Genomic DNA, 13,690 nt, shown 5'->3' on the forward strand with positions numbered 1-13,690 from the left:
GCTTGGCGAACACCGGGAAGTCCCAGTCCACAGCCTGCGCGTCGGGCCCGGCCAGCACGGTGCGCGGGGTGCGACCCGTCGGCGCGCACCGTTCGGAGAGCAGCAGCTTGTCGAGCGCCACCGAGAGCGTGTCCTGCGAGGGTGCCGCGAGCACGGCCGGCGCGAGTTCGTGGCGGCGGCCTGCGAGCGCGATCAACTCGACGTCGACGGTCGAGATCACCAGGTCGAGGCGGTCGTCCGCGACCAGGCGCGCGATCGCGGGCACGAAGTCGTCGGCACGACCCGGCGGCACCAGACGGCGATGCGTCGGCGGCACCAGGTAGATGCCGCTCGCCCAGCCGTCCATGTCGGCGGCGAACACCTCGAGGTCGGTGCGACGGAGCAGCGAGCGGATCACCGCGACCCCGGCGGGACCTCCCGCGCCGGTCACCAGTACTCGCGCAGTCATCAGCTCTCCCGCCGTGTCAGTTCATGGGCGCCGATGAACTCGGCGGTCTCGCGGACGACCTCGAGCGGCTCCACGGCGGCGCCTCCGCCGAATCGCGACCAGTAGCGTGCGGTCGCGGTCACGAAGTCGGGCGCGAGGTAGTCGCGGGTCGCCGTCTGCGACCCGAAGCTCTCGAGAATCCGGAGCTTGCGCTCGAGGAAGCCGTCGATGCGCACGAAGCGGGTCGGACGGAAATCGATCGTCGCGGACGGGCTCTGGTAGCACGCCACGGTGCCGACGCGACGGGTCGCGACGATCGTGGCCTCGCCGACCGCGCGGTGATCCTGATGCCGATCGTGTGCGGAGTGCGTGTAGACGATCGTCGGCTGCACCTCCTGCACCACCTCTTCGATGAGGCGCACGGTCGAGCCGCCGCCCGAGATCTCGGTGTCGACGAGGTCCTTCACGAAGAGCCGCGCACCGAGCATCTCGGCGGCGGCCAGCGACTCGTGCTGGCGGTCGTCGGCGTCGCCGCCGCGACCCCCACGCGAGAGGGTGAGGATCGTGATCGAATCGCCCGCCTCCGCATGCGCCGCCAGCAGCCCGCCGATGCCGATCTCGACGTCATCAGGATGCGCTCCGATCGCCAGCACGGTCTCCTTCGGCCGGTTCGCCTCACGGCGTGCGCGCCCCTCGGCCACGAGACGCGTCACGGCCTCGACGAGTCCGGCGTTGTCGAGCGGCTTGGTGAGGAACTCGTCCGCCTGAACGCGCAGAGCGGAGACGGCGTACTCGACCGACACATGGGCGGTCATCACGATGACAGGGACGAGGGGATCGGTACGGCGCAGCTCCGCCAGCAGCTCGAGCCCGCTGAGACCCGGCATCTCGATGTCGGTCACGACGACGTCCGGCGTGAAATCGGCAAGGGCTCTCGTGGCGGCGTGACCGTCTTCGGCGAGCACGACCTCGCAGCCGGCGCGCCTCTCGAGCACGGTCTTCACCAACAGGGCGACATCGGGATCATCGTCGACGACGAGGACGCGGGGCGCATCCTGAGACATATCTTCAGCTCTCCATGGGGAAGTCCCCGCCGATGAGGGGATCGGCGTGCGGGTCTCCGCGCCCTTCGCGCCGAGAGCCCGAGGGGAAGTCGAGCGGTATCTCTAAATACTGGCATACCGAGAACCCTCCCCCGGCGCGTGGGATCCGATCTCACGAGGCCGAGCGGGCCGCCTTCTTCTCCTGCTGATACACACGGATCGCCTCGTAGCGCTCCGCGGATCGTGCACGACGCTTGGTGGCTTCCTCTTCGCGGTTCTTGCGCGGCGCCGACGTCGTCAGATCGTCGACCAGCGCCCTGGTCGCCCGTGCGATCTCCTCGACCGCGCGATCGAACACGACCTGATTCGCACGGGAGGGCGCCGTCGTCCCCGAGATCTTGCGGACGAACTGCAGCGCGGCGTCGTGGCACTCGGCATCGGAGGCGGCGGGTTCGAGATTGTTCAGCGGCACGATGTTTCGACACATACCCGCACGCTACGCCGGGGGCTCGGCATCCGGAACCCTGCGATACGACGACGGAGGGGCCGGATGCTCATGGCATCCGACCCCTCCGTCGTGAGAGCGTCGACTCAGCGCTTGTAGTTCGGCGCCTCGACGACGATCTGCACGTCGTGCGGGTGCGACTCCTTGAGTCCGGCCGCGGTGATGCGCACGAAGCGGCCCCGCTGCTTGAGCTCCTCGATCGTGCGTGCGCCGACGTAGAACATCGACTGGCGGAGTCCGCCGACGAGCTGGTATGCCACGGCGGAGACGGGTCCGCGGTAGGGAACCTGGCCCTCGATGCCCTCGGGGATCAGCTTGTCGTCGCTCGGCACGTCGGCCTGGAAGTAGCGGTCCTTCGAGTACGAGGTCTGCTTGCCGCGCGTCTGCATGGCGCCCAGCGAGCCCATGCCGCGGTACTGCTTGAACTGCTTGCCCGACTGGAAGACGATCTCGCCCGGCGACTCGTCGGTGCCCGCGAGCAGCGAGCCGAGCATGACCGCGTCGGCTCCGGCGACGAGCGCCTTGGCGATGTCGCCCGAGTACTGCAGGCCGCCGTCGGCGATCACGGGGATGCCGGCGGGTGCCGCCGCGAGCGACGCCTCGTAGACCGCGGTGACCTGCGGAACGCCGACGCCGGCGACGACACGCGTGGTGCAGATGGAGCCGGGACCGACACCGACCTTGACGGCGTCGACACCCGCGTCGACGAGCGCCTGTGCGCCCTCGCGGGTCGCGACGTTGCCGCCGATCACATCGACGTGCGCGAAGCTCTCGTCGGCCTTGATCCGCTTGACGAGGTCGATGACGCCCTGGGACTGGCCGTTCGCGGTGTCCACGACGAGCACGTCGACGCCCGCGTCGCGCAGCGCCTCGGCGCGCTCCCAGGCATCGCCGAAGAAGCCGATGGCCGCGCCGACGCGCAGACGACCCTGGTCGTCCTTGGTGGCGAGCGGGTACTTCTCGCTCTTGTCGAAGTCCTTGATGGTGATGAGGCCCGCGAGCGTGCCGTCGTCGTCGATGAGCGGCAGCTTCTCGACGCGGTGCTTCGCGAAGAGGGCGATGACCTCACCGGCGGCGACGCCGACGGGAGCGGTCACGAGACCCTCGGAGGTCATGACGTCCTTCACGAACGTGGTCTGGCGCTCGAAGCCCGAGACGAACCGCATGTCGCGGTTCGTGATGATGCCCACGAGGCGGCCGTCGGGATCGACGACCGGCAGACCCGAGATGCGGTACTTCGCGCACAGTGCGTCGACCTCTTCGACCGTGGCGTCGGGCGTCGTGGTGATCGGGTCGGTGATCATGCCCGACTCGCTGCGCTTGACGCGGTCGACATGCGCGGCCTGGTCGGCGATCGACAGGTTGCGGTGCAGGATGCCGATGCCGCCCTCACGAGCCATGGCGATCGCCATGCGCGACTCCGTGACGGTGTCCATGGCGCTGGAGAGCAGCGGCGTGGCGACCGAGATCCGGCGAGTGATCCGCGAAGAGGTGTCGGCCTCGCTCGGGATGACGTCGGTGTGCCCCGGGAGGAGCAGCACATCGTCGTACGTGAGTCCGACGAAGCCGAAGGGGTCGTGCTGGTCCATGGATAGTCCTCCTGCGGGGCGCGATCTGGGGTGAGGGTGTACCAATTCTAAGCGCCGGGGCCCCGAGGAAATTCCCGCGCGCGTCACCGCGCTCGCGCGACTTCCCGCACGCGCGCGACGACGGCTGGGCAACTTCGTGATGGGATCGTTCTCACCGTGAGCAGATCGTGCCTTGGCCGAAACAGAGCCGACACATTACGCTCATACCGTCGTACATCAGGGCCGATGCACAACTCCGTCATGGCCTGTGTACTGGGCTGGAGGTTCTGTGCGTCCGACGATCTCGGCGAAACGAAGCGGAATGCGGTGGGTCACGATCCTGCTGGCGTCGCTGCTCGCCATCGCTTTCCTCTGGTTGCAGCCTCCCGCAGCGGCCTCCGCCGAAGAGACGGATGACGGGCAGGAGATCACCGACTTCTACTTCGCGGGTGTCATCACGTTCGATGACGACCCGGTCGAAGGCGTCGTGATGACGATCGAGGGCAACGGCTTCGAGGGCGAGACCGAGACCGACGCCGAGGGCAAGTGGCGCCTGTACGTGCCTGAGAAGGAGACGTACACGCTCACCGTCGACGAGGACACCCTTCCCGACGGCGTGATCGTCGACGCGGCTCAGCTCCCCGAGGGGACGCAGCCGATCTCCGGCACCACAGCGTCGTTCGAAGTCGAGTTCGGTCTCACCGGCACCAAGATCATGAATCTCTTCCTCGGCGAGGGCGAACGGATCACGGTCTCGTTCGTCGACCAGCTCGTGTCGCGTCTGGTGGGCGGTCTGAACTTCGGCCTCCTGCTCGCACTCGCCTCGATGGGCGCCGCGCTCATCTACGGCACGACTCGACTGTCGAACTTCGCCCATGCCGAGATGGTGACGTGGGGCGGTCTGGTCGCCTTGGTCGTGACCTCGTTCTGGCAGCTGCCTCTCTGGCTCGGCATCGTCGCGGCCGTGATCGGCGGCGGACTCCTCGGCTGGGCCATGGACGCCGGCCTCTGGCGGCCGTTGCGCCGACGCGGACTCGGCATCGTCCAGCTGATGATCGTGAGCATCGGGCTCTCCCTCGCCCTCCGCTACGTCTTCCAGTACTTCATCGGCGGCGGCACCCGTCAGCTCCCCGGAGCGAGCCCCACCCCGATCCAGTTCGGTCCCGTGTCGCTGTCGTACATCGACATGATCGGAATGGGCGTCAGCATCGTCGTCATCATCGGCGTCGCCTGGTTCCTGACCCGCACCCGCATCGGCAAGGCGACGCGGGCCATCTCGGACAACCCGCAGCTCGCTGCGGCATCCGGCATCGACGTCGACAGGGTCATCCGCATCGTGTGGATCCTGGCCGGCTCGCTCGCCGCGATCTCCGGCATCCTGTGGGCGTACTTCCGTCCCGGTGTGAAGTGGGACATGGGCGTGCAGATGCTGCTCCTGATCTTCGCCGCCATCACGCTCGGCGGACTCGGCACCGCGTTCGGCGCACTCGTCGGATCGCTCATCGTCGGGATCGCGGTCGAGATCTCGACGCTGTGGATCCCGTCCGACCTCAAGTACGCGAGCGCGCTCGTCATCCTCATCGTGATCCTCCTGGTGAGGCCGCAGGGTCTGCTCGGACGCAAGGAAAGGTTGGGCTGACGATGGACTTCGGAAGCATCTTCTCCAACACCGCGGTCTACCTGCTCAGCCCCGTCACGATCGCCTACGCGCTCGCGGCGACCGGCCTCGCGGTGCACTTCGGCTACGCGGGCCTGCTCAACTTCGGCATGGCCGCGTTCATGGCGATCGGCGGCTACGGCTACGCGATCTCCGTGCTCACCTTCGGGCTCCCCTGGTGGATCGGCATGCTGATCGGCCTCATCGGCGGCGCGGTGTTCGCGATCATCCTCGGCATCCCGACGCTGCGTCTGCGAGCCGACTATCTCGCCATCGCGACGATCGCCGCAGGTGAGATCGTGCGCCTGCTGTTCACGACGCAGGTGTTCGATGAGTACACGAACTCCGCAGACGGGCTCGCGCAGTTCAACGGAGGGTTCCGCGACGCGAACCCCTTCCCCGAGGGCACGTACGGCTTCGGTCCGTGGACCTTCACGGCGAATGACCTGTGGAACCGCGTGTTCGGTCTGATCGTGCTCGCGATCGCGATCCTGCTCGTCTGGTCGCTGATGCGCAGCCCCTGGGGCCGTGTGCTCAAGGGCATCCGCGAAGACGAGGACGCGGTGCGCTCACTCGGCAAGAACGTGTTCGCGTACAAGCTGCAGGCTCTGGTCGTCGGCGGGATCATCGGCGCCGCGGGTGGCATCATCTTCGTCCTCCCGTCCGCCGTCGTCCCCGGCAGCTACACGACGTCCTTGACGTTCTTCCTCTGGACCATCCTGCTGCTCGGTGGAGCGGCGACCGTGTTCGGCCCCACGCTCGGTGCCGTGCTGTTCTGGGTCGTGTTCGCCTTCCTGGCGAACCTGCTCCCCGCGCTGGCGAAGTCGGGAATCCTCCCGATGTCCGACAGCCAGGCGTCCACGCTCGTGTTCGTCTTCGTCGGAGTGGCCCTGATGCTGCTCGTGATCTTCCGCCCCCAGGGGATCCTCGGAGACAAGAGGGAGATGACCTTTGTCAAATGAACTGAACCCCGACGCGGCCGCCGACAAGGCGCCCGCCACCGGCAGCATCCGCCGCCCGAAGACGACCGGACTCACCACGGGACCCGCTGCACCCGGTGTGGGAAAGGTCGATCCGATCCTCGTGGTCGATGGGGTGCAGCGACGCTTCGGTGGCCTGACGGCCGTCGACGTCGATCACCTCGAGATCCCTCGCGGTGCGATCACGGCGCTGATCGGCCCCAACGGAGCCGGCAAGACCACGCTGTTCAATCTGCTCTGCGGATTCGACAAGCCCAACAGCGGCTCCTGGTCGTTCGACGGCACCAACCTCTCGGGCGTCCCCTCCTTCAAAGTGGCGCGCATGGGGCAGGTGCGCACGTTCCAGCTGACGAAGTCGCTGTCACTGCTGACCGTGCTCGAGAACATGAAGCTCGGCGCCCCGCATCAGCGCGGAGAAGGATTCTGGTCGAGTCTGTTCCCCTTCCTGTGGCGCACGCAGGACCAGGAGATCGAGGTGAAGGCGCGTGAGCTGCTGACGCGGTTCAAGCTCGACGCCAAGGAGAAGGACTTCGCCGCGGCCCTGTCGGGCGGCCAGCGCAAGCTCCTCGAGATGGCCCGCGCCCTGATGAGCGACCCGCCTCTCGTCATGCTCGAGGAGCCGATGGCCGGTGTGAACCCTGCGCTCACGCAGTCGCTGCTCGACCACATCCTCGATCTGAAGGAACTGGGCATGACCGTGCTGTTCGTCGAGCACGACATGCACATGGTCCGTCACATCGCGGACTGGGTCGTCGTCATGGCGGAGGGGCGCGTCGTCGCCGAGGGGCCGCCCGACCAGGTCATGGAGGATCCGGCCGTGATCGACGCCTACCTCGGCGCCCATCAGGACGTCGACCTCGGTGCCGTGACCGGACGCATCCCCGTGCTCGCCGACACCGCTGCCGTGCGACTGCGCGAGCAGATCGAGGCCGAGGCCGAGGCCGAGCTCGCCGCTGAAGACACCGAGGAGGGACGCGCATGACCGAGGTCGACCCCATCAAGAACGATCACGTCGTCGTCGAGATGAAGGGCGTGCACGCCGGCTACCTGCCGGGCGTCAACATCCTCAACGGCGCCAATCTCATCGCCCGCAAGGGTGAGCTGATCGGCATCATCGGCCCGAACGGCGCCGGCAAGTCGACTCTGCTGAAGGCGATGTTCGGACTCGTGAACGTCCGCGACGGCGAGATCACGCTCGACGGCGAGAGCATCGTCGGCCTCAAGGCCGACCGGCTCGTCAAGCGAGGTGTGGCATTCGTGCCGCAGACGAACAACGTCTTCCCCTCGCTCTCGATCGAGGAGAACCTGCAGATGGGGCTCTACCAGAACCCCAAGATCTACGCCGAGCGCCTCGAGTTCGTCACCGGGATCTTCGCCGAGCTGGGCAAGCGCCTGAAGCAGCGCGCGGGCTCGCTGTCAGGTGGAGAGCGGCAGATGGTCGCGATGTCACGGGCCCTCATGATGGATCCGTCGGTGCTGCTCCTCGACGAGCCGTCCGCCGGTCTCAGCCCTGTCCGTCAGGACGACGCGTTCATCCGCGTCTCCGACATCAACAAGGCGGGCGTGACCACCATCATGGTCGAGCAGAACGCTCGACGCTGCCTGCAGATCTGCGACCGCGGCTACGTGCTCGACCAGGGCAAGGACGCCTACGAGGGCACCGGGCGCGACCTGCTGAACGACCCCAAGGTGATCGGGCTCTACCTCGGCACGCTCGGCACCGACGCAGCCTGAGAACGCACGAGAGAGGGGCGGATGCTGCGGTATCCGCCCCTCTCTCGTACCCGGGCTGGTCCGCCTGGTCACCGCACAGGACGAAGGCCCCGGATGCGTGCTGCATCCGGGGCCTTCGCTCTGCGATCGGGTGATCAGTTGGTACGGGTGATCAGGTTGTCCGCGCCGTAGACGTAGGTGCCGATCGAGGCGCCCTGCGGGTCGCCGTTCTCGTCGAACGTGACCTCGCCGGAGTAACCGTCGTAGTCGGCCGTTCCGCCGTCGTTGATGATCTTCGCGCAGTCGGCGAAGCTGGTGCACTTCTCACCGTCTCCGCTGCCGCCCGAGACCTCCTGCATCTTCGCCGCGATGTCCGCACCCTCGGTGGAACCTGCTGCCAGCGACGCGAGGGCCACGAGCACGACGGCGTCGTACGCCTCGGCCGCGTAGGTGAAGTCGTTGACCTCGGAGTTGCCCTCACCGGTCCAGAAGGTCTGGAGACGCTCGGTGAAGTCGTCCTCGAGAGCCGGGCCGGGCTTGGTGCCCTGCGCGCCCTCGAGCGAGAACGGGAAGTTCGTGTCGGGCGAGGAGCCGTAGTCCGACAGGTTGCCGTCGACCAGGTACCACTTCTCCGGCGAGGCGCCGGCGTTCGACAGCAGCGGAGCGATGGTCTTGAACTGGTCGAACGACACGATCGCGATGGCGTCGGGGTTCGCGGCCGTGATGGTCGCGACCTGAGCGTCGAACTGACCGTCACCGACGTTGTACGAGGCGTCTGCGACGACCTCTCCGCCGGCACCCTCGAACGTCGACTTGATGTTCTCGAACAGACCGGTGCCGTAGGCGTCGTTCTGGTAGATCACACCGAGGGTCTTGGCGCCGTCCTCGGCGATCAGGTTGCCGAGGACCTCGCCCTGCAGCAGGTCGCTGGGAGCGGTGCGGAAGTACAGTCCGTTGTCGTCCCAATCGGTGAAGTCCGGACCGGTGTTCGACGCCGAGATCTGCAGGATTCCCGCACTGACGTTGCCGTCGAGGATCAGACGCGAGACGCCCGATGCGGCAGCGCCGACGATGGCGGAGACGCCCGCACCCTCGAGCTTCGTGATGGAGGTCTCGTAGGCCTTGGTGTCGGTGTCGCCCTCGTCCTCGGCGGTGAGGTCGATCGTGATGCCGGCAGCGGCCTCGTTGACCTCGGAGACGGCGAGGCCGACACCCGATTCCATGGGCGGGCCCAGGAACGAGAGAGATCCCGTCTGCGGAAGCAGCGAGCCGAGCTTGAGCGTCAGGTCCTCGGAGGACGACGATCCACCCCCGTCCGAAGGCTCCTCGGTCGGCGTGCTGCTGCAGCCCGCGATGACGATGGCGGCCGCGCTGGCCAGCGCGATCCCGGCGAAGACCCTCGCCTTGCGCGAGCCCTTCAGTGAGTTCATGATGCTCCCTTGCGTATCTGAGCGTGGATTTCGCACCACGCTCGGGTGCTCTAACACTAGGACCGGAATTGGTCGATTGGGGGTCGCCGATGTTTCGGTGCGTTAACGATCCGGCACCGGGTGCCAGAGGCACTGAGCCGCGGGTTCAGAGCAGTTCGTGCCGGGCCTGTCGACGACCGCGGCGAGCGGCGAGCAGCAGGTCGATCACGAACACCACGATCGCGATCCACACGATGATGAAGCCCAACCACCGCTCGAGCGGCATCGGCTCCCCCAGCACCGCCGCCCCGATGATGAACTGCATCACCGGTGTCACGAACTGGATCATGCCGATCACGGTCAGATCGATGCGTCGCGTACCCGCCGCGAACAGCAGGAGCGGCACCGCCGTGGCGACCCCGGCGAACGCGAGCAGCGCCGCGTGCCAGGCGCCGTACTGCCCCATCGTGATGCCGGCGGGGGTCGTGGCGACCACGATCAGCTGCACGACCGCGATCGGGATCAGCCAGAACGACTCGAGCGTGAGGCCGCTGATCGCATCGACCGCCGGGCCGATCTTCTTCTTGATGAGCCCGTAGACGCCGAACGACGCGGTGAGCGACAGGGCGATCCAGGGGAACGAGCGGTAGAAGAGCACGATCACGACGACGGCGACCGCGGCGATGCCGATCGCCGCCCACTGCAGCCGACGGATGCGCTCCTTGAGGACGAAGACGCCCAGCAGCACGGTCGCGATCGGGTTGATGAAGTACCCGAGGCTCGTCTCGACCACGTGGCCGGTGAGGGTGCCGATGAGGAACACCTGCCAGTTGACGTAGATCAGCACACCGGCGAGCGCTGTCCACCCGAGCAGTCTCGGCTGTCGCATGATGGCGCCGAGCGCCTTCCATCCCCGTGTGACGGTGAGCAGGATGCCGCAGAACACGAAAGAGAGGAGCACCCGCCAGGCGACGACCTCCCACGGACCGGTCGGCGCGAGGAGCAGGAAGTACAGCGGCAGCACGCCCCACAGCAGATATGCGCCGCCCGCGTACGCGACCCCCGCGGTCTGGGTGGCACGGTCCGCAGGCGTCGTCAGGGTCACCGGACCACACTATGCCCGGCGCTGAGCGCCGTCGCTCGGCTGAGGTCACTCGGCACGGGAATGGCAGGAATCGCGCGCCGTGTGGCGGAATGCGGAGAGGGCCCGGATGCGTGATGCATCCGGGCCCTCTCCGAGGAACAGGTGTCCCTGGCCTTCGGCAGGCTCAGGAACCGGCTCGTTCGCTGATCAGCGAACGACGACCGCGAGAACGTCGCGGGCCGACAGGACGAGGAACTCGTCTGCGCCGAACTTCACTTCAGTTCCGCCGTACTTGCTGTAGAGCACGCGGTCGCCGACGGCGACGTCGAGCGGAACACGGTTGCCGTTGTCATCGATGCGACCGGGGCCGACGGCCACGACCTCGCCCTCCTGGGGCTTCTCCTTGGCGGTGTCGGGGATGACCAGGCCACTCGCGGTGGTCTGCTCGGCCTCGACCTGCTTGATGACGATGCGGTCCTCGAGCGGCTTGATGGAAACCGACACGGTCTACCTCTTCTTTCTTGACGCTGACACGAAAGACTTGTTCGCACTCTCAACCCGAGAGTGCTAACAAACAGTCTATGCGGTGGGCTGGCACTCATGCAATGCGAGTGCCAGCCCCGACACCGAGCAGAGCACATCGCGCGCCTAAGCTGAGGGTGTGGAGATGTCCGAGCTGCGAGCCCTGCTCACCCCCGAAGGCCTCGAGCTGCTCGATGACCTGGGGCCGATCGCGCAGGTCGCGGACGTCGCTCGTGCCGTGTCACGGCTGCGCGCCGCGGGGCACTCCCCCGATCTCGTCTCCGCGGTGGTCGGACAGGCTCACCTGCGCTCGAAGGCCGAGGCGAAGTTCGGCCCCTTCGCCGAACGGATGCTGTTCACCCGCGCCGGGCTCGAACAGGCGACCCGGCTCGGCGTCGCCGCCCGGCACGCGCAGCGACTGCGTCGCGCCGGCGTGAGTCGGGTCTCCGATCTGGGATGCGGCATCGGCGGCGACGCTCTCGCCTTCACCGGGGCAGGTCTCGAGGTCGTCGCGGTCGACGCCGACGAGGTCACATCGGCGATCGCCGCCTACAACCTCGCTCCGTTCGGCGAGAGCGCCACCGTGCGCCACGGCATCGCTCAGGAGAACGTGCCGGACGCGTCAGACGGCGCCACCGCGATCTGGATGGATCCCGCCCGGCGCACCCAGGGGCACGGAGACACGCGTCGCGTCTCGTCGGACGAGTACTCACCGCCGCTGGATTGGGCGTTCGAGGTCGCATCACGCATTCCGACGGGCATCAAGCTCGGTCCGGGACACGATCGGGACGCCCTTCCCGCAGACGCGGAGACCCAGTGGGTGAGCGCGGACGGCAGCGTGGTGGAACTCGTCGTGTGGACGGGCATCCTGGCCCGCGAGGGTGTGCGTCGCTCGGCCCTGGTGATCCGCGGCGACGAGTCCCACGAACTCACCGCCGCAGCCGATGCCGAGGATGCACCGGTGCGCGAACTCGGCGCCTTCCTGCACGAACCGGACGGCGCAGTGATCCGTGCCCGGTTGATCGGCGACGTGGCCCGCAGCCTCGACGCCGGGATGCTCGACGAGAAGATCGCGTACCTCACCTCGGATGCCGCTCTCACGAGCCCGTTCGTGCAGTCCTTCCGCGTGCGAGAGGCACTGCCGGCCAATCCGAAGGCGATCAACGCCGCGCTCAAGGCGCACGGCATCGGAACGCTCGAGATCAAGAAGCGCGGGATGGACGTCGACCCCGCGGCGTTCCGAAAGAAGCTCAGTCTGCGCGGCGGGGCGTCGGCGACTCTGATCCTGACGCGCATGGGCGCTCAACGCCGCGCGATCCTCGCCGACCGCGTTCCGGCGGCCGTCTGATCACCCCGCGTCGCCGGGAGGAACGTCGACCGGGATCGGGTCGCCGTGCTCTCCGCCGACCTCGAGGGACTCACCCGGCCTCACCGTCGTGGTCCCGGTGGGCGCTCCGTCGCCGGGCGCATGCTCCGGAAGCTCCCCGGTGACGATGAGGTACGACCGGCCCATAGGCGTGATGTCGAGGGTCACGCTCCAGGGCATCGTCGTGGCGCCTCCCTCGTCGACGGAGGTGCCCGCGACCATGACGCCCTCGCCCGGGATCATGCCGTCGTTCGCCTCGGCGCAGCTCGTGGCCTCGGCGGCATCGACGATCAGGCACTGCGTGGTGGTGAACCCTTCGGTCCGAACGGCGGACCAGACCGGGGCGCCGCCGGCGTATCCCACGACCGCCAGCGAGTAGGGCTCGTACCCTCGGTCGAGCAGCTCCTGTGCCCGTTCGCGCTCTGCGGCGTCGAACTGCTGCATCCAATCGTCGACGCCGAGCGCCCAGCGCTGGATCAGCGCGACCATCTCTCCGGTGTGCGACCGGGCTGCGGTGGCCGAGATCTGCTCACCGCGCCCCTCGTCGCTGCGGCGGGAATCGATGACCGCCGCGCTCAGCCCGTAGCCGCGCTCGAGATCGGCGGCTATCTGGCAGCCCGTCGCCGAATCGCCCGCGACATCGAGGACGATGCACTCCATCTCGCCGCTCTTCTTCGTGCCGAACCAGACGATCGCGTCGTCGTCGCGGCCGATCGCCTCGACGCTGCCCGGATCGTAGTCGCCTTCGGACTGCAACTCGGCACTCCGCTGCTGCTCTTCGGAGGTGAGCGGGATGCCGTCGTCACCGCGCCCGAACAGAGCCCATCCCGTGCCGAGGCCGATCACGAGCAGGCCCGCACCGACGAGCGCCAGGGCGCGCCAGTGCCGGCGGAGCGACGGACGGAGAGGTGTGGGGTCAGCCTGCGTGGCCGGTTCGGGATCGGCCTGGGCCGAGGGCGAAGCCTGTTCGACGGGATCTTCGGGTTCGGGCTCCGCGCTCTCAACGGCGGGGGCCGCATCCGCATCCGCACCGCCGTGAGGAACGCCGCCGGAAGTCCGGAGACGCATGGTCTCGAGTTCTCTCAGCCGCGCCGCATCCGCATCGCCGAGTCCCCCGTCGCGGCCGTACGCTCGCGCCTGCAACGCGCGCAGCTCCGCGGTCTCGTCGGCGTCGAGCATGGCGTCAGCCGAGCCTCTCGAACTGCATGCCCGCCCACACCAACCAGCCGAGGCTGTAGACCGTGGCGCACAGACCGAGCACGAGTGCCCATCGTGCGATCGCACGGCTCTCGACCGGGCGGCGGAGCGACATGATCGAGGCGATCACGGCGACGATGGCGATCGGCACACCCCAGCCGACGAAGAACGAGGCGACGAGCGCGACGATGGCCGCCATGAGCGCCCATGGCGCGAGCC

12 protein-coding genes and 2 pseudogenes are annotated in these 13,690 nt (G+C 67.9%); 5 read left to right on the plus strand and 9 right to left on the minus strand.

What is annotated here, in order from left to right; translation table 11 throughout:
• The 4 genes and pseudogenes from RTM68_RS12630 to guaB all read right to left on the minus strand — a co-directional run.
• A pseudogene (locus tag RTM68_RS12630) lies at window positions 1-448 on the minus strand (biotin carboxylase); the annotation flags it as partial.
• On the minus strand, window positions 448-1,491 hold the full coding sequence (locus RTM68_RS12635; protein WP_312171424.1) for a response regulator: 1,044 nt from the start codon (window positions 1,489-1,491) through the stop codon (window positions 448-450). The gene RTM68_RS12635 and the pseudogene RTM68_RS12630, both read right to left, overlap by 1 nt.
• 151 nt (window positions 1,492-1,642) lie before the next feature.
• On the minus strand, window positions 1,643-1,957 hold the full coding sequence (locus RTM68_RS12640) for a DUF2277 domain-containing protein (RefSeq protein ID WP_312171427.1): 315 nt from the start codon (window positions 1,955-1,957) through the stop codon (window positions 1,643-1,645).
• A gap of 104 nt (window positions 1,958-2,061) precedes the next feature.
• Complete coding sequence (gene guaB, locus RTM68_RS12645) at window positions 2,062-3,564, minus strand: IMP dehydrogenase (protein ID WP_194764590.1); 1,503 nt, start codon at window positions 3,562-3,564, stop codon at window positions 2,062-2,064.
• 301 nt (window positions 3,565-3,865) lie between these two features.
• On the opposite strand from guaB, the gene RTM68_RS12650 reads away from it, so the two are divergent.
• Genes RTM68_RS12650 through RTM68_RS12665 form a run of 4 tightly spaced genes read left to right on the plus strand, consistent with a single transcriptional unit; the run spans window position 3,866 to window position 7,914 of the window.
• Entirely contained in the window at window positions 3,866-5,182 is a 1,317-nt protein-coding gene (locus tag RTM68_RS12650) for a branched-chain amino acid ABC transporter permease (protein ID WP_194764591.1), read from the plus strand.
• A 2-nt stretch (window positions 5,183-5,184) separates the two neighbouring features.
• The gene (locus RTM68_RS12655; protein WP_194764592.1) at window positions 5,185-6,162 is read left to right on the plus strand and encodes a branched-chain amino acid ABC transporter permease; all 978 of its coding nucleotides are present in this window, start codon (window positions 5,185-5,187) and stop codon (window positions 6,160-6,162) included.
• Window positions 6,163-6,208: 46 nt separating this feature from the next.
• A complete protein-coding gene (locus RTM68_RS12660) occupies window positions 6,209-7,162 on the plus strand; it encodes an ABC transporter ATP-binding protein (protein ID WP_312171440.1) in 954 nt (317 codons plus the stop codon).
• Window positions 7,159-7,914: an ABC transporter ATP-binding protein gene (locus RTM68_RS12665; RefSeq protein WP_312171432.1), complete on the plus strand. Its 756-nt coding sequence runs from the start codon at window positions 7,159-7,161 to the stop codon at window positions 7,912-7,914. Before RTM68_RS12660 ends, RTM68_RS12665 begins: the two co-directional genes overlap by 4 nt.
• 134 nt (window positions 7,915-8,048) lie before the next feature.
• Here RTM68_RS12665 and RTM68_RS12670 read toward each other — a convergent pair whose 3' ends face one another.
• The 3 genes from RTM68_RS12670 to groES all read right to left on the minus strand — a co-directional run bounded on the left by RTM68_RS12670 (window position 8,049) and on the right by groES (window position 10,890).
• Window positions 8,049-9,323, minus strand: coding sequence for an ABC transporter substrate-binding protein (locus tag RTM68_RS12670; protein ID WP_312171434.1), 1,275 nt, complete (start codon window positions 9,321-9,323; stop codon window positions 8,049-8,051).
• A gap of 145 nt (window positions 9,324-9,468) precedes the next feature.
• Window positions 9,469-10,407 carry an EamA family transporter RarD gene (gene rarD, locus RTM68_RS12675; RefSeq protein WP_396654230.1) on the minus strand — a complete coding sequence of 313 codons (939 nt, stop codon included), beginning with the start codon at window positions 10,405-10,407 and terminating at the stop codon, window positions 9,469-9,471.
• 186 nt (window positions 10,408-10,593) lie between these two features.
• Window positions 10,594-10,890 (minus strand): co-chaperone GroES, encoded by a 297-nt coding sequence (groES, locus tag RTM68_RS12680; RefSeq protein ID WP_017203655.1) that lies wholly within the window; start codon window positions 10,888-10,890, stop codon window positions 10,594-10,596.
• Between the two features lie 157 nt (window positions 10,891-11,047).
• On the opposite strand from groES, the gene RTM68_RS12685 reads away from it, so the two are divergent.
• Entirely contained in the window at window positions 11,048-12,256 is a 1,209-nt protein-coding gene (locus RTM68_RS12685) for a class I SAM-dependent methyltransferase (RefSeq protein WP_312171436.1), read from the plus strand.
• On the opposite strand, the gene RTM68_RS12690 is transcribed toward RTM68_RS12685, so the two are convergent.
• Both RTM68_RS12690 and RTM68_RS12695 read right to left on the minus strand, forming a co-directional pair.
• The gene (locus RTM68_RS12690) at window positions 12,257-13,453 is read right to left on the minus strand and encodes a hypothetical protein (protein ID WP_312171438.1); all 1,197 of its coding nucleotides are present in this window, start codon (window positions 13,451-13,453) and stop codon (window positions 12,257-12,259) included. It lies immediately after the preceding gene.
• Between the two features lie 4 nt (window positions 13,454-13,457).
• Window positions 13,458-13,690 (minus strand): annotated as a pseudogene (locus tag RTM68_RS12695) (hypothetical protein); the annotation flags it as partial.

The organism is Microbacterium sp. (genome assembly GCF_031988965.1).
Taxonomy (GTDB): Bacteria; Actinomycetota; Actinomycetes; order Actinomycetales; family Microbacteriaceae; genus Microbacterium.

Bases quoted from the DNA above. Each gene is read 5' to 3' on its own strand.
- RTM68_RS12640 (WP_312171427.1), bottom strand. From the start codon at position 1,957: ATGTGTCGAAACATCGTGCCGCTGAACAATCTCGAACCCGCCGCCTCC.
- RTM68_RS12635 (WP_312171424.1), bottom strand. From the start codon at position 1,491: ATGTCTCAGGATGCGCCCCGCGTCCTCGTCGTCGACGATGATCCCGAT.
- RTM68_RS12665 (WP_312171432.1), top strand. From the start codon at position 7,159: ATGACCGAGGTCGACCCCATCAAGAACGATCACGTCGTCGTCGAGATG.
- RTM68_RS12650 (WP_194764591.1), top strand. From the start codon at position 3,866: ATGCGGTGGGTCACGATCCTGCTGGCGTCGCTGCTCGCCATCGCTTTC.
- RTM68_RS12655 (WP_194764592.1), top strand. From the start codon at position 5,185: ATGGACTTCGGAAGCATCTTCTCCAACACCGCGGTCTACCTGCTCAGC.
- guaB (WP_194764590.1), bottom strand. From the start codon at position 3,564: ATGGACCAGCACGACCCCTTCGGCTTCGTCGGACTCACGTACGACGAT.
- RTM68_RS12670 (WP_312171434.1), bottom strand. From the start codon at position 9,323: ATGAACTCACTGAAGGGCTCGCGCAAGGCGAGGGTCTTCGCCGGGATC.
- RTM68_RS12690 (WP_312171438.1), bottom strand. From the start codon at position 13,453: ATGCTCGACGCCGACGAGACCGCGGAGCTGCGCGCGTTGCAGGCGCGA.